Origin of the sequence: uncultured Methylophaga sp. (assembly GCF_947259025.1) — a bacterium.
Classification (GTDB): Bacteria; Pseudomonadota; Gammaproteobacteria; order Nitrosococcales; family Methylophagaceae; genus Methylophaga.
The window spans coordinates 16,993-33,437 of record NZ_CAMYKO010000001.1 but is presented as its reverse complement, the minus strand read 5'-3'; the positions used below and the strand labels follow the sequence as shown (position 1 = coordinate 33,437).

The following is a 16,445-nucleotide window of genomic DNA, read 5'->3' as shown; positions in this document are numbered from 1 at the left end:
TTACTGTGGCACCACTCTGACATAACCGCGGTTGCCACGAATCAGCGATGCATAGGTGCCGGGAGCCAGGCGCTCTTTGTCACTGTTGACGGCCTGAACGACAGCAATTTTATCGCCGTCTTGCTGACGCAGAATATATTCCACGCCCAATGACGATTTGATCTTCTCATCCAGGAACTGGCCGGCAATGGCACCCCCAACCAGGGCAATGATAGTAATGGCGACCCCCGCCGGGTTGTCGCTTTCGGTAATACCATAGGCCGTGGCACCGGCCACGGTGGCCCCCACCGCCGTACCCCAGCCAGGACGACCGGACTCGTCCAGACCTTCAATTTTCACCAGGCGGGAAGAAATGACCCGCACATCTTCAATTGCCATGGTTTGCCCGACTTCACTGGCATAGTAGCTGCTCTGAGAGCGAGAAGCACAGGCATAAAGCAGCGGCAGAATCAGGGCAATAAGAAGCATCAGTCGAAGTGGGTGCTGAGTCATGGCAAACTCCATTAACAAGATTCATGCGCCAATATGCAGCAGCGCGGGCTCTAATCAAATTGACAGCCGCTGAAACTGAATTACTGCGTTAACAGGATCAGTGCTTTTGCCTGATTGCCTGCCACCAGCGTTGAATCGCTTTACGACCATAACGGCGTTTGAAATTAACTTTAAAGTCATAAAGGTAAAAAGGCAGGCGTCGCCGCGCCGTGAAGGTTTTGGGCTTGAGCATGCTCTGCAGATAATGCTCAACCAGAAACTCTCGGCCCGGCCAGTGCAGTTTGTGACAGATCCGCGTCAGATCCGACAGTCGCTGTTTGAGCGGGGTGCTGCGGTTGTAAAAACGCGCCCGGTTGATATCTATCAGAGTGAAGGTGAGCTGCTGATCAGCTTGCTTTTTGATCAAAATATTGCCGCCGGCCAGATCACGGAAAAACACGCCATGTTCATGCATGCGCAGCAGGAAGGCAGCGAGCTGACGATAGGCCTCTTCACTGGCGATACCCTGAAACTCACTGGCCCCGTCATGAAAAGCGATCAGCATGTCACGGGCTGAGAAGTCGTGATCGACTTTTTCACAGACAAATAAATTGTCCAACATCGAACCACCCTGTTTTTCGAAATAGGCCAGTGGTTGGGCGGTTGCAATGCCTCGGCGTGACAGCTCTGCAGCGGCAATCCAGCTGCGCCGGGCCTTACTGGGCTTGAGTCTGTCCAGCAAGCGTTTATGTGGATGCATTTTTATTGGCTTCTTCGCTACCACCTCAAAGCCACCTGGGCCGGGCACGGTCCAGATCAGGTTTCGGGCTTTGCGAAGCGTGTTGCCCTCGCTGGCCTGAGGCAGGTTATCGGGGCGCATCTGGCTGATGATTTGCTCAGCCTGTTTGGCATTATCAGCAATGACCACGCCCTGCCAGCCATTTTGTCGGATAGGATAATAGCGGCCATGACGGCGGTGGGCGAAGATTGATTCCAGTGGCCCGCTTTGCGCCCAGTCTTTAACGGCTACCGCATGGGTTGCCGGCCAGGCAAGGTAAGTGGGACTTTCAGTAATAAAGCAGGGCGTCTCGTCTGCCTGCTCGCCATCGCGGCTGAAGAAGCTGGCCCGCTGCCAGTCCCGCGATTCGTATAGTGCATCCAGCGAACAGGCCTTACCATTAATAGTCCAGGCCACGTGGATAAGCTGGGTCTGATTACGGAAAGCATGCACTTCCACATTGTTGCTGGTGGACAGTGGCCCCAGGTAGTGACTACCGGGAATCAGACTATTGAACTGTTTGAGCGCATCAAAGCCGGGACGCAGTCGGAAGTCCGGCAATTGGCCCAGAACGCTCTGGTAATGGGTGATACGCTCAAGCTCGGGGTAACGCCCACTGCCATCATCAATCAGGCCTTCACGCCAGCACAGCAAAGGGCCCCAGAAAGCCTGTTTCAGTGCGCCGGATGCGGCTAATAAAACCATGTAACGTGTCAGGTAGTCTGCCTGTTTCTGTTCTTTTTCCGCCAGCAGCCTTTCAATGCGTGGCAAGGTCCAGAAAGCAGCCGGGGAAATCATTTTATCGACACCGTTTCTGTGCCCAATCCGCTGTATCAGCCGCGCTTTTTTAACCAGGTTCACCTTGAGCCGGGTCGCCCACTGGAAGCCGATAATGCGGTGGTCATAACGCTCGGGTTCCGTGACCCGCTCACAGAACAGGTTGTTGGTATGGACGTCGGGCAGCATGGCGTCATCCTTCATCTGCGCCAGCACCGAGAAGGTATAAAAAGGCTCAAAGTCCGAGATATTGGGACCGGCCAGGGTGATGTGTCGGGATTTGATTTCCTGATGGGCAATATCCCAGGCGGCAAAAAAACCCTCGGTATTGTAACCGGCCCAGCGGCGGCGGTTGATGGTGGAGCCGACTTCAATCGCGTGTAACTGGCTGCCGAAGCGGTCGCAGACTTCGCTGACGAACTCACGCCAGGTTTGTTGCGCCTCAGTCTCTGTCATGGTGAAGGCTGCTTCAAAGGGCTGAACCAGGTGCAGCAGCACTTGCAGGTCAGTGTTCAGTAACTTTTCCAGCAGGCGGGCAGCCGGGCCGTTTTCATCGCCGTAACTGAAGTCCAGGCGCACATTGCGGACACCCAGTGATTTGAGCTGTTGCAGAATAAAATCATCAACGGCCGGGTCTGCCGAGGCCGCCACGCCGACACCGGTAAAGTCTGCAGCGACTTCGTGCAAAGCCGGCGGTATATGCCCGCCCGGGAAACGCAGCCCGCCTTTAAACACCTGTTTCAGCGCACTCAGTAATAGCCTGCTGTTCATCACGGCAGGGACATTTTTTTGGGATTTATCAATCGGTGGCTGTGTGCTCATAGCGCTTGTGTTCTCTGGGGACAGGCTGTTAGTGCGGCTGGAGATGGCTTTCAATAAGTCGCATTCAAATGGCGTTATTTTGAATCTTCGGGCATCAAAGCACAACTTCACGGGGCTGACGGTGGTTTGTATTGCCGATTTAAAGCCCGCATAATCGGCCAGAAGCTGAATACATAATCAAAAACAACAGCCGAGAGAGAAAACAATGAGCGCGGATCTTTACGAGCAGGTCAAACGCAACCCCAAGTTTCAGCAACTTGTCAGACGCCGGGCCCGATGGGCATGGGGGCTGGCCAGCCTCATTCTGCTGATGTACTTCGCCTTTATCATGCTGATTGCCTTTACCCCTCAGTGGCTGGCACAGCCGATTGCGACGGGCAGCGTGATTACACTCGGCATACCCATAGGCGTGCTGGTCATCATCGTGGCGTTTGTGCTCACCGGTGTCTATGTGCACAAGGCCAACAGCGATTTTGATCGTATCAACCAGCAAATTATCAGCGAGACAGAACAATGAGCCTGCGTCAGATTGCGATATTTTTCCTGGCTTTTTCAGCGTTGCCGGTGTCTGCTGCAGAGGCGATAAAGGGGCAGGTGGAACAGCAACCATTAAACCTGCCTGCCGTGCTGATGTTTCTGCTGTTTGTGGCTGCCACGCTGATCATTACTTACTGGGCGGCGAAAAACACCCGCTCAACTTCGGATTACTATGCTGCCGGCGGCGGCATTACCGGCCTGCAGAATGGTCTGGCGATTGCCGGTGACTATATGTCGGCGGCCTCTTTCCTGGGCATTTCCGGGCTGGTGTATTTATCCGGTTATGACGGCCTGATTTATTCCATCGGTTTTCTGATCGGCTGGCCATTAATCCTGTTTCTGATTGCCGAACGGCTGCGTAATCTGGGCCGCTATACCTTTGCCGATGTGGCCTCCTATCGGCTGGCGCAATTGCCTATCCGAACCCTCTCAGCATTTGGTGCTTTAGCCGTGGTCGCTTTGTACCTGATTGCGCAGATGGTCGGGGCGGGTAAGCTGATCCAGCTTTTGTTCGGGCTGCCTTATGAGTTTGCCGTAGTTGTGGTCGGTGTTTTGATGATGCTTTATGTGACCTTCGGCGGCATGATTGCTACCACCTGGGTGCAGATTATCAAGGCGGTGTTGTTGTTATCCGGTGCCACCTTTATTGCGGTGATGGTTTTGCGTCATGTCGGCTTTGATTTGAACCTGTTATTTGAGCAGGCGGTGGCCGTACATGACAAAGGTGACCAGATCATGGGGCCGGGCGGACTGGTGTCTGATCCGATATCAGCGATTTCGCTGGGTGTGGCTTTAATCTTCGGTACTGCTGGTCTGCCGCATATATTGATGCGCTTTTTCACTGTGGCTGATGCCAAACAGGCCAGACGTTCAGTGTTCTTTGCAACCGGCTTTATCGGCTACTTTTATATTCTGACCTTTGTCATTGGTTTCGGCGCCATTGTGTTGCTCACCGCCAACCCGGACTTTTTTGATCAGCAAGGCCTGCTTATCGGCGGCAATAATATGGCGGCGATACATCTGTCTCAGGCTGTCGGTGGTGATATCTTCCTGGGCTTTATTTCAGCCGTAGCTTTTGCCACTATTCTCGCGGTGGTGTCCGGGCTAACGCTGGCTGGGGCTTCGGCTATCTCTCATGATCTTTATGCCAGTGTGATCAGAAAAGGTGAAGCCTCGCATCGTGACGAAATCAGAGTGTCCCGCATTGCCACGGTGGTGCTGGGGATTGTAGCCATCGTGCTGGGGATTTTATTCGAAAAACAGAATGTTGCCTTTATGGTGGGGCTGGCTTTTGCCATTGCTGCGAGTGCCAACTTCCCGATTCTGTTCCTGTCGATGTACTGGCATCGCCTGACCACTCGTGGTGCCCTGATTGGCGGTTTTGCCGGGCTGGCGACAGCGATTGTGCTGGTGATCCTGGGGCCGATAGTCTGGGTCGATATTCTTGGCAATGCTGAAGCCATCTTCCCCTACAAGTACCCGGCATTATTCTCGGTGCTGACAGCGTTTATATTGATCTGGTTGTTTTCCGTGACCGATAACAGTCAGCGTGGCAAAGATGAACGGGCCTTGTTCGAGCACCAGTTTATTCGTTCACAAACCGGTATCGGTGCCCACGGCGCGAACGCCGATCATTAAACTGGAGCGGGTGATGGGAATCGAACCCACATCATCAGCTTGGAAGGCTGAGGTTCTGCCATTGAACTACACCCGCGAATAAAGCCGGGTGCCGGTCAGCGCTGACCGGCATAAATATTCAGTGGCTGGTTCTATTTGTTTGAAGATTTCTGCTGCTGCATGCGAATACCTTCGCTCCATGTGGTAGGCATACGATTCGGTTTTTGTTGGCGAGCTGTATTGCTTGCTGCTGCTTTGACCACAGGCTGGGATTTCTGCATCCGCAATTTTTCTTTATTGACCAGGTAACCCCATGTGCCAGGCGTCTTCAATAGCCTTTGCTCCTCAGTCATTTTGGTAACAGCACGAGTATCATTCTGCTGGGGGTGATTGGCTTTCATGCGTGAGTATTCGGCTTGCAGAATATCGTTATATGAAAGTGGGAGTTGAGCGTAGCTGGCGGGAGCGAGTGCCATGGCCGCAACAGAGGTTAATACCGTCAGAGAAAGTTTGTATTTCATAATTAGAGTTATCCGGTTGTGGGATGGCGCTTTGAGAGTCTAGCTGACTCATGAAGCAACACAAGCACCTGAGCCAGTAAGTCCATCCATATTAAAAGCAGACTCATTAGCTAGACACGTGTATTGCGGAATTGTTCTCCGACCCCGGTTTCAAGTCAACCGGCACTGGCAGAAAATCAGGGGCTGTCGTCGCAGCCTTTGCCCGCATATATGCCCATCAGCATGGTCCGACGTTGTTCTGCGGCTTTCATTCGTTCTTCTGCGGATTGTTTGTTTTTGCCAATCACTGCGTTGGCCCCATTGGTCGCCACGGCCGCGCCGATACCTCCACCGGCCCAGCCAGCAAAATGACCGGCGATACTGGCACCAATCCCGGCCATATCACTTTTAGACTGGCTGGATTTGGAGGTTTCAATAACCGTTTCCATCGCGCTGATTTCATCAGTGATTTGCTGGCAGCTCATTTGACCATCGCCGGGCTGAGTGACATGAATAACATCACTTTCTTCTGCCATAACAGGCGCAGTGGTAAACGCAAAAGACATTATCAGGGGGAGATGAAGATTTTTCACAGCTCGTGCTCCTTGAGGTGAGTCAACAATAAACCTGACTATGAATTTAATAGATTGCTGAAATTAATCAAGTTTTATTCATCTCTCGAGCTCATAAAAGTGGAGGATCTGTAAAAATTGATTTTTATTATCCGGCACTCAGTTATTGTCGCTTTCCTGAAGTCAGCTCAATATCGCATTCACACAAAAAAGCCCCAACATTGTTGAGGCTTTACCTACGGTCATTGTTGATCTGATTTACAATACATACTCCAGACTAATACTACCTGTCGCATAGCTCTCGTTACTGTCACCGCCAAACTCGATATCAGCGATCAGACTGAGATTATTTTCATTCGCAACACGTAAGCTGGCACCAGCAAATCCATCAGTCACATTTTCGTCACCCACAGTAGCAAACTTGAATTGATTACCGGCAACACTGACAGCGGTGTCATCATCATCGGTATGACGTGAATGGATACCCACTCTGATTTCCAACTCACTTGCCTCGTCGAATTGATAGGCAGTGGCAAGTTGTGCCTTGACAGTAAATGCCCTGGCTTGTCGGCTATCAACAGTCAGATTGGAGTTTGTAGTACCCGTCTCACGGTAATCATCCAACCAGGCGACGCTGTAATTTACACTGACGGACGGACGTAGCTCCAGTCTGTCATCGACGCTGAAGGCTGAACCGATAGACAGTCCAGGGCTTATAAACCAGCTATTGAAGCCAGACTGTGCTGTCTCATAACCGTTCAGGTTATCGACCACTGACCGGTCGTTGTTATGATCACCATAACCGGCAATGAGTGAGCCTGTGATATTGACACTATGCATTTTGCGATTGGCATAAGCACCGACGTAATAGTTGTCCGCATCAGTCTCAAAGGATGTGGTCTGAGTGTTTGTGCTAGTGCTCACGATGCCGCCAGTGACACCAGCACGATAACCATTTCGATTCCATTCATAGCCGAAATTCATCCCGACGTGATTATGATCATAGCCAAGAGCCCTGCCTTCGGCGTCACGACTAAAGCGTCCCCCGAAGACCTGTGCCCAGGTCACTGGCTCTGTTTTTCTGGCATACATTCCCGGAGACAACTCAAGAGACGTCAGTTGTATAGGTTTCAGTGACTTCGACTGCGCCATACGTTGACCAATCACATTGTGAATGGCTGAAGTCATACTGGCTAATGCGACCCCACGGGTGGACTCAACAGTCGGATCAATGCTGATAACTGAGTTTCCGTCGACTACTCCGGTGCCCAACAGGTTTATGTTTTCCACATTCTCAAAGGTCAGGTTTGCAGAGCCGATATCATAGATGTTCGCCGTATCGTTATCGCCACCATCATCTCCCAGATCAATGCGACCTATGATTTGAGACCCCGGCCGCAGATTAAGTGTGATGTCATTAGAATGGCCCATAATGGCATAAGAGTCGGAACTGCCCGTCAAAATAGAGCCACTATTATTGATAGTGGCATTGCTGCCCAGTGATTCAATAGCGATGCGCTGTTGACCGCTGGTAGATATGCTACCGCTGTTGTTGATAGTGGTGTCAATGCTATCTGACCGAATCCCGCTAGCATTAAAACCACTGGTTGTGATGTGGCCGCTGTTATCAATAGTTGCGCCGCTGGCTTGTGCCCAGATCCCATGTGCATCACTGCCGCTGGTGGATATGCTGCCTGTATTCTCCATGGTGGCGTTATCGCCAACAGATTTGATGCCAGAGGCAGTATTACCGCTGGTGAGTATCTTGCCATTGTTGTTGATAATGGCAGAACTACCCTGTGAAGTAATGCCGTCTGCGCCACTACCACTGGTGGCGATGATACCGCTATTGCTGATGTTGGCGTTGCTCTCGAATGAGAAAATCCCGTAACTTAAATTGCCGCTGGTGAATATACCGCCACTATTGTTGATATCAGCGTTAATACCTAATGATCTAATAGCCCAGCTGCTCCCTCCATTAGTGGTGATTGTCCCACTATTATTGATTGTGGCATCTCTGTTATTAGAATGAATCCCAAGACCAAAGCCCGAGTTAGTGGTGATTATGCCACTGTTATTGATGGTGTCCTCAATGCCTGCAGATAATATGCCGAATGAGCCGTACCCAATGGTGTCAATGCGGCCGTTATTGTTGATGGACGCATGATTGCCTGTTGACCGAATGCCACTTGCATAAAAACCGTTGGTGCCGATGCTGCCGCTATTGTCGATAGTGGCACTGATCCCAGTTGACCGAATGCCATTTGCATAATCACCAGTGGTATCGATGCTGCCGCTATTATTGATGGTTGCACTGATGCCAGTTGACCCAATGCCATATGCATAATCTCCAGTGGTAGAGATTATTCCGTTGTTATCACTACTGATATTATCCCCGGGTGCATCAATCGCGATGACGCCTGATGTGCTCAGCTCACCACCCGTTTCAATAGTGCCAGTTTCATTGTCATTCAGTGTTTGTCCTGCTGTGACCGTCTCACCATCCTGAATCGTAAAGCTTGCAGCATAGCCTGGAGAGCTGAGTGTCAGTGAAATGGCAATTGAGAGAATTTTGGGTGTGTGTTCAACAAGAATGATACGCGCCTCCTTTTAACCGTGATTCATTTCCCTATGGCGCCACACAATGGAAGGCCAAAAAATGGGTCAACGTAACAGAGACGACTTTTTTGTTGCAAACATGTTTTTTGACGATCAAATAGCTATCAAACATGCGTATTAATGCAGGTTTTCGTTGAGTTATAAGTTCAGGGGGGCGACTGAAATAGCTTCCAGAGTCACCTTGAATCTCTACAGATGATGCATCGCTTGCCGCTTGCTCACAGATTTTTATCGGTGACGGCACCTTCAGAGGCAGAGGAGACCGTTTTGGCGTATTTCGCCAGCACACCGCGTGTGTAGCGCGGTGGAACAGGCTGCCAGGCTTCGCGTCTTTGTTGTATTTCTGTATCGCTCAGATGAAGCTGCATGACAGCGTTTTCGGCGTCTATGGTTATTTCATCACCATTCTCAACCAGTGCAATCGGACCGCCATCAAAAGCTTCGGGGGTGATGTGCCCAACCACAAAGCCGTGGCTGCCGCCAGAGAAACGGCCGTCGGTGATCAGGGCCACATCGTTACCCAGGCCTTTACCAATAACGGCAGAAGTGGGGCTGAGCATTTCCCGCATGCCCGGCCCGCCTTTGGGACCTTCATAGCGGATAACGATGACATCCCCTTTTACGACGGTGCCATTGAGAATATCCCGTTGCGCCTCTTCTTCAGAGTGAAATACCCGGGCTTTACCGGTAAACCGTAAGCCTTCTTTACCGCTAATTTTCGCGACGGCGCCCTCTGGTGCCAGATTTCCCTTGAGAATGACTAAATGGCTGTCTTTTTTAATGGGCTGGTCAAAGGGGCGAATAATGTTTTGATCAGCTGGGTAGGGCGCAACACCAGCCAGATTCTCTGCCAGGGTTTTGCCGGTCACTGTCAGACAATCACCATGAAGCAGTCCCCGGTCTAGCAGGCTTTTCATCAAGGGCTGAATACCGCCGATGGCAATGAGTTCCGACATCATGTATTTGCCGCTGGGACGTAAGTCCGCCAATACCGGGACACGACGCCCAATACGGGCAAAATCATCCAGGCTGAGATCCACATCCACGGCATGGGCCATACCTAATAGATGCAAAACCGCATTGGTCGAGCCACCCAGTGCGATTAACGTGGTAATGGCATTCTCAAAGGCCTGCCGGGTCATGATATCGGCGGGTTTGATGTCCTGTTCCAGCAATGCCATCACGGCAGCGCCGGCCCGGCGGCAATCCTCAGCCTTTGAAGGAGAGACTGCTTCCTGCGCAGAGCTGTTGGGCAGACTCATGCCCAGCGCTTCAATCGCTGAAGCCATGGTATTAGCTGTGTACATGCCACCGCAGGAGCCGGCGCCGGGAATCGCCGTTTCTTCAATCTGCTTTAACTCCGCCGCTGAGATATCACCGCGTGCATGTTTTCCCACGGCCTCAAATACAGAAACGATATCAGTGTGGTTAGCACCAGGCTGGATGGTGCCACCATAAACAAAGACCGATGGGCGGTTTAAGCGGGCCAGGCCAATAAGGCAGCCAGGCATGTTTTTATCGCAGCCACCGATGGCGACCAGTCCATCGAAGCCCTCACAGCCGGCAACCGTCTCAATTGAGTCGGCAATCACCTCACGCGACACCAAAGAATATTTCATGCCAATGGTGCCATTAGCAATGCCGTCAGAAATGGTGATGGTGTTAAAAATCACCCCTTTAGCGCCTGCTTTGTCAGCACCCTCACAGGCAAAATCAGCCAGTTGCTTGATATGCATATTGCAGGGCGTGACCATGCTCCAGGTCGAGGCGATGCCGATTTGAGGCTTTTGAAAATCAGCATCATTGAAACCAACCGCCCTTAACATCGCTCTGGCCGGTGCTTTACCGGTTCCGTCGACGACTGGGGATGAATGTTTTCGCTTATCTGTCATGGCCTGAACTCACCGCGTTATGAATTTATGAAGACTTTAACATCCAAGTCGACAGGACAACATCGGTGAGGTATTTCGGTGTGGACGTTTCAACAGTCAGACACCAGAAACTCTACAAAAAGGTCATGAAGCGCAGAAAATGAGCCTTTTTAATGATCAGCCGCTTAGTCACCGGTTGAGCTCAACTTGATTCGAAGCCCTTATCAACGCCTGTTATAATGCACAGCCACTGTCCCCGTAGCTCAGCTGGATAGAGCATCCCCCTCCTAAGGGGAAGGTCAAGGTTCTTAAGTAGACCATTATAAAGTGCATGCGTATAGTATGAATTCAAGGGGTGGTAGCTCAATTGGATAGAGCATGGGCCTCCTAAGCTCAAGGTTGCGGATTCGAGTTCCGCTCACCCCGCCATTTAACTGCACTTAAAGGTAATTTCCATAACAGAAATTAACTAATTTTATTTCAAATTGTGCTTAACGCTTGCAGAAAGGTGCAGCTCTGTTTACTGTGAAAGGTAGACCTTGTTGTGGATGCGCGCGTTAATGGGCTTTAAAACACCAGCTCTGAGAATGGTTAAATATCCAGATCCTATTTTTGGTGGAAATGCCTACAGGCTCATTCACCTAAAAACCCTGGAAACCATTCCCTTCTTCACTGATTTTTTGAGTCACAGAAAGAGTTTAGGTAGTGCTCCCAACTCAATTGATGCCTATGCATATGACCTGAGCGTGTTTTTCAATTACTTGACCACTTCTTCTGAGGTTGTTGAAGACATGCTAGTGGAAAACACTACTCCATTATTCGGAGTTGTGAGTGTGTTTCCCGATTTTCTTATGGTGGCTGATAGGTCTTCAAACAAGTTGGTAAGAGAAGTCTCTCATCGTCTTGGTTGGACGCCTGTAAGCTCAAGCTCCAAGAATAGAATGTTATCTACCCTGAATGAGTTCATTAAATCAAGCGCGAGCTATCAACGCACTCAACTTGAGCTTTCACAGCTAGGGTTGGTCGAGGTTACTAATTCCAAAGAGATCTTTGCAAAGGATCTCCTGGCCAAGAGAAATATTTCGTCAAATGAGCGCCTTGCTTTGTTACACAATTCATTCTTGGCCGGAGTTGTTTCTGGGGGGCCATCACTGATCAGTTCTACCTTCTTTAAGTTCAAGAAAGCTGGGGGGGAGAATGAGGTTGATGAAATAAAAGCGTTTCCAATTGAGCGCTCTATAGACACTCTTAACAATGCAAGGTTAGCGAGAGATCAAGCTTTATGGGCTCTGCTCATGGGTACTGGAATTCGCATAAGTGAGGCTTACACAATCTTAATGGAAGATGTCCTGCCAATTGATGAAAAAGTGTATGTGATTGATCCAAACACAAGAATTGATAAGTTTCCGCTAAAGAAAGGTCATAATTCTCGCTTGGCTCACAAAGGTAGGAAAACGAAAGAAACATTTTTTATCGAGCCATTTCGTTCTATTTTCTTTAAGTCACTAAGGCATTATTTGGACCATGAACGTCCGGTGACTTCGCACTCAGTCCTTTTTGTAAAATTAGAAAAGAATGTTTTAGGAGAGCCATGCTATCTCATAAGCAACGCGAATACATACAATAAAGCTTTTAAAAAAGCTGCTGAAAGAGCTGGTGTAACTAGGTACACGGTTCATTCTTTGAGACACATGTACGGGGTTTTTGTAGTTAATTTCTTGCCCACTAGCTATGGTGCAGGACTACCTCTTGAGGTTGTCCAAATCATGATGGGGCATGCATCAATTAAGACAACCTCACACTACGCAAAAAATGACAAAGAAAAGGTGCGAGGGGAGCTTGAAAGGTTTAATAAGCTCGTAACTGGCGAAGGTTTGAGTATTGATGATGCTGTCAGTAATGATTTGCTACTGGAGCAAATACATACTGCATTGACCAAGATTTCGTCAGTGGGACAGGAATTTAGTGGATGAACTCTGAAATTAGAGACTTTGAAATCCATGATTCTGACACTGTAATACAGGCTTCGATTTCGTTCTTGAGTAACGCGGAAAGTGTCGATATCTCAGTTCCATCGTTCTCTTCAATAGCCATTCATGTCAAAAATGAACTCCAACATATATCAACTGAAACAGAGCCTGGTAAGTCAAGAAGACTCATCAATCTCTTAAGTTTTAGGAAAACAAGTAACCCTGAATGTAGAAAAAAAGATGAGTTGACCAGTGATTACCTAAAAAGAAACATCTCTCGTCAAGTGAACTACACATCATTGAAATCCAAGCCTATTAAGCGCATCCACTCACTCATTAATCAGTGTATTGACCTTCTACTTCACTTCTTAGTGAATGAGGGGATACTTGTTCTAAAGACTAATGACCTCCCTCTGACTGATTTTGTAAGTCACGAACTTATGAGTTCGAAACTTTGGTCCGTTTTCCCCCAATTTCAGAAGTTCTTTATTCTTTTCAGAAGCCCAAAAACCTCCTCTGAATATGCATACGCGATACCTGATGAGTGGAGGTCGTCATTTGATAAATATTTATCCTCCGAGAATTATCGAAACCTGGGAAATATCGTCAATTGTTGGCGAAAAGTTGCATTGCGCACAAATGCTACTTCATTTGGGGAGCTGAAAACCTCATCTTTTATTGATTATAGGCGCTTAGTTCCCTACGAAGCTGCTCTGCCGTGGGGGAGGCTCGTTCCTGTACTCAATGAGTTAGGATCAAAAATAGATTTCAGCCTAATTGTAGGGTATGCAAGTCCGGGGATTAGTTCAGTAAGTGATCTTGATGTTTGTCATGATGAGATAGACCACAGAATTGAAGATAAAGCTAATTTTGAACATATTCGAATGCCTGAGCTCTTTGGAACGTCTGGCTTAGAAAAATCCACTTACCTTGTCACAAAAAAGCGAACCGAGAGCATTTCTTACGAAGAGGATGAGTGGTCGATCAACACTGTTGAGTTATCAAGATATAGACCTCACCGGCTAGCTGAGACAATGGCTGAAAACCCTTGGGTGATGAGCGAGCTAGAATATATCGAGTCATTACGAGAGGAAGGCACCCGTAAAAATGCTCGCTCAGCATTGAGAGATCTTAATATTTATCTGTTCTCTTACCTAAGTTGGTTTTTTGATTCACACAAAGATCTTCCATACTCATTTCCAAGTTGTCCAAGCCTCTTTTTCTCGGCCATCTTTATATCAACGAGTGAAATTGTTAACCAGAGCCTCTATGGGAAGTTTGGTGTTTATCCAATCTCGTTTATGAGATTTTTTAAAATAATAAACTCAAGCGCTAATGAGCATACATTACAAGCAAAAATGCATAGGGTCAGAAAGTACTTTGATTATTGCTTGGTTAAGTACGTTGGCATAAAAGGATTCGAAATAAAGCATAATCCTATAGACGAAACCGTAGCAAGGTCTATTAAGGCTCCATCTTATAGGGGTAAAAGCAGTAAGGCGATATTCGAAATTGATTATTGGCTTCTATTTTCAGAATACCTCAATTCCTTTTCTGAAAAGCTTCTGTCGATGATCGATGAAAGATGTACTATTCCCCACCAAGGTCCGATTGGGGTGGAGTTATCCGGGACGATAAAGGCCCTAGATTATGAATTAGAACTGGGAATAACATTACCACTGTATCTTCCTAGAACGAAAACATTAGATGGGCAATTAGTCCTAGCACCGCAATATGCATTAGCACTGACCATAATGGCGTCATCTGGACTGCGTTTATCCAACACTATGTGGTTAGAGGACTCTATTTGGGATAACGATCAAATTGATAATAAAAGAGAGTGTGCAGATATAGTCGTATCGACTGATAAAGTAAAAGAGGGGGTATTTAAATCAGTTGTTAAACGACGAACATATAACCTGCTTAAGAGGTTTGAGGGCCTGAGAGCTGAATTGGCAAACTCGCCAAAAAAAGCCATTCAGTACAAAGGCTCTGAAAACTCAAAATGGGGTGAGTTGGTTCCTTTTCTTGGTGTTGGGCATAGTAATAACAACTATGACAATGTCGCCTCAGGCTTACTGACTCAATTGCTCTATGATTTTGAGCACCAACTGGGTCCTAATAAAGTCTCACAAGTGGGATCTCACGTATTCCTTGCACCAATCAAGCACAAACAAACCGCTACAAGGACACCAGAAACAAAGGCCATGTTGTTTGATACTGGCTTTGATGATTACGCTCTTCACATTCTTGGAGAGAGAAGTGCCTATTTCACACCGGTAGCTCCTCGAACGTTGATCACGCCTCACTCACTCAGAAAAACGCTTGATACTCATCTTGGACTCATTCTTGGAGCTGAATTTGTTGGTGGGATAATGACAGGGCAAACTAAAGCTACAGTCGAGTATTACATGGAAGCAACGCCAGAGCGATATGAGAGAGCTATGGAGATCAAGGGGCAAATATCCTCAGAAATGCCAACAGTCGCCAGCGTTCAAAGCTTATTAAAAAATGAAGACCATGTACGAAAAGTATTCATGGAACGAGGGTTGGAGGGGCTCGGTGGCTTTCGTCTCTCTGTAAAAAAATTAAATCATGAAGAACTGCCAGAGCAAGTCAATCCTAATGACATCGCAGTCAATGCTACGCACATTTGTATCTACGGTAATGAGTGCCCCAAGGTTATATTGGATCAACTTGGCAAGAAAGATTGTGGCTTGTGTCCAATTGCTGTCTCAACCCCAAGTGACCTAGTTGCCATTGCAGCTCAAATAAGGTTCCATGCTGATAATATTCAGGAGCTTAATAGCCAAATCGCAGACTTGAAAATTAGCAACAGTCAACGCTCAGTGCTTATCAAGCAGCGTGTCCATGAGTGTGAGCAGGCTGCCAGTTGGCATTCGAGGTATGAATTTATAAGAATCGCATCCCAGGATGAGCAAGGTTTTATTGTTCTGGATGATGGTCTTGATGAGGTAAAACGGACACTCAAAAGTATCAGTAACCTCTCTAATGGCGAAGAATTGTACGCCAGGCTTATGGAGGTTCAGTCTAGTCCAACTTTACAAAGCGGCTATCTCAAGCGTGCCGCTCAAAAATTAAGTCGAAAGATTCTCAGACAGATTGAAGCTGATGACTATGAGGTTCCTGATATTAACCCTCTAGAAATTTCAATAGCACTTCTTCAGAAAGTTGCGGGCATGCACAAAATCTCCAGTGAGGATGTCAAAAGGTTACTAGATGATTCACATCCCAAACATTTGCAGCGACTATCTAACAATTTCAATAGTTGGTTATGGGGGGAGGCTCTCAAGTGAGCACATTACGCAGAAAAACTGAAGCAATGCATGCAAAGCAGAATGAGCAAACTCGAGCCCGCGCTGCAGTTATAACGAAAATGTTAAATCAATTGTTAAACGCAAAAATCAAGCCAGATAACCGAACAGCGATCAGTAAGCTGCTTGCCGAAAAAATTTCCGAAGTTGAGGGTAAGCCCTGTTCTAATACTACAATCTTGAGAAGTAAGGTGTATGGGCGTCTTATCGAACAGTTCATGTCAGATAGTGGATATGTCGTTACTCAAAAAAATAAAGGAGCCCAAAACAATCTTCTATCAGCACAGCTTGAGATTCGTGAGCTTCGAAAGGAAAATGAGCACCTGAATAGGTTGCTTGAAAAGAGCCTCTCTAACATCGCTTTGCTTGAAAATGAAGGCCAAAATAGTTCAACCAGAAAAGTCCCGATTAATGACTCAGTAGATCGGTTTTGTCGAATAATAAATATGCTTTTAGAAAGGCTAGGGACCGACATTGATAAGCAATTAAGAGTAGTTACTGATACTTATGACCATTCAATTTTGTTTGACCAAAGTACTCTTCCTGAGTATTTCAAGTGGATGGAGAAGAATTAAA

11 protein-coding genes and 2 tRNA genes are annotated in these 16,445 nt (G+C 47.9%); 6 read left to right on the top strand and 7 right to left on the bottom strand.

The genetic code is table 11. The features are described from left to right. Both Q0X64_RS00165 and Q0X64_RS00160 read right to left on the bottom strand, forming a co-directional pair. Positions 1–492 (bottom strand): hypothetical protein, encoded by a 492-nt coding sequence (locus tag Q0X64_RS00165; protein WP_297807398.1) that lies wholly within the window; start codon positions 490–492, stop codon positions 1–3. Between the two features lie 97 nt (positions 493–589). Beyond that, positions 590–2,848: a lipopolysaccharide kinase InaA family protein gene (locus Q0X64_RS00160; protein WP_297807395.1), complete on the bottom strand. Its 2,259-nt coding sequence runs from the start codon at positions 2,846–2,848 to the stop codon at positions 590–592. Positions 2,849–3,053: 205 nt separating this feature from the next. On the opposite strand from Q0X64_RS00160, the gene Q0X64_RS00155 reads away from it, so the two are divergent. After that, positions 3,054–3,365 (top strand): DUF485 domain-containing protein, encoded by a 312-nt coding sequence (locus Q0X64_RS00155; RefSeq protein WP_297807392.1) that lies wholly within the window; start codon positions 3,054–3,056, stop codon positions 3,363–3,365. Beyond that, a complete protein-coding gene (locus Q0X64_RS00150; protein WP_297807388.1) occupies positions 3,362–5,023 on the top strand; it encodes a cation acetate symporter in 1,662 nt (553 codons plus the stop codon). Before Q0X64_RS00155 ends, Q0X64_RS00150 begins: the two co-directional genes overlap by 4 nt. Positions 5,024–5,025: 2 nt before the next feature. Here Q0X64_RS00150 and Q0X64_RS00145 read toward each other — a convergent pair. The 5 genes from Q0X64_RS00145 to ilvD form a co-directional block, all read right to left on the bottom strand. Then, a tRNA-Gly gene (locus tag Q0X64_RS00145) sits at positions 5,026–5,099 on the bottom strand. A 55-nt stretch (positions 5,100–5,154) separates the two neighbouring features. Beyond that, positions 5,155–5,523 carry a hypothetical protein gene (locus Q0X64_RS00140; protein ID WP_297807385.1) on the bottom strand — a complete coding sequence of 123 codons (369 nt, stop codon included), beginning with the start codon at positions 5,521–5,523 and terminating at the stop codon, positions 5,155–5,157. A gap of 176 nt (positions 5,524–5,699) precedes the next feature. Continuing rightward, the gene (locus Q0X64_RS00135) at positions 5,700–6,038 is read right to left on the bottom strand and encodes a hypothetical protein (protein WP_297807383.1); all 339 of its coding nucleotides are present in this window, start codon (positions 6,036–6,038) and stop codon (positions 5,700–5,702) included. A 294-nt stretch (positions 6,039–6,332) separates the two neighbouring features. Beyond that, entirely contained in the window at positions 6,333–7,781 is a 1,449-nt protein-coding gene (locus Q0X64_RS00130; RefSeq protein ID WP_297807380.1) for an autotransporter outer membrane beta-barrel domain-containing protein, read from the bottom strand. A 1,130-nt stretch (positions 7,782–8,911) separates the two neighbouring features. Further along, on the bottom strand, positions 8,912–10,585 hold the full coding sequence (gene ilvD, locus Q0X64_RS00125; protein WP_297807377.1) for a dihydroxy-acid dehydratase: 1,674 nt from the start codon (positions 10,583–10,585) through the stop codon (positions 8,912–8,914). Positions 10,586–10,916: 331 nt separating this feature from the next. Here ilvD and Q0X64_RS00120 point away from each other — a divergent pair. From Q0X64_RS00120 to Q0X64_RS00105, 4 genes are all read left to right on the top strand, one after another. After that, positions 10,917–10,993: transfer RNA gene (locus tag Q0X64_RS00120), tRNA-Arg, on the top strand. 119 nt (positions 10,994–11,112) lie between these two features. After that, positions 11,113–12,537: a site-specific integrase gene (locus tag Q0X64_RS00115; RefSeq protein ID WP_297807374.1), complete on the top strand. Its 1,425-nt coding sequence runs from the start codon at positions 11,113–11,115 to the stop codon at positions 12,535–12,537. After that, positions 12,534–15,851, top strand: a complete 3,318-nt coding sequence (locus tag Q0X64_RS00110; RefSeq protein WP_297807371.1) for a hypothetical protein — start codon at positions 12,534–12,536, stop codon at positions 15,849–15,851. Before Q0X64_RS00115 ends, Q0X64_RS00110 begins: the two co-directional genes overlap by 4 nt. Continuing rightward, positions 15,848–16,444 (top strand): hypothetical protein, encoded by a 597-nt coding sequence (locus tag Q0X64_RS00105; protein WP_297807368.1) that lies wholly within the window; start codon positions 15,848–15,850, stop codon positions 16,442–16,444. Before Q0X64_RS00110 ends, Q0X64_RS00105 begins: the two co-directional genes overlap by 4 nt. Position 16,445 lies beyond the last annotated feature (1 nt).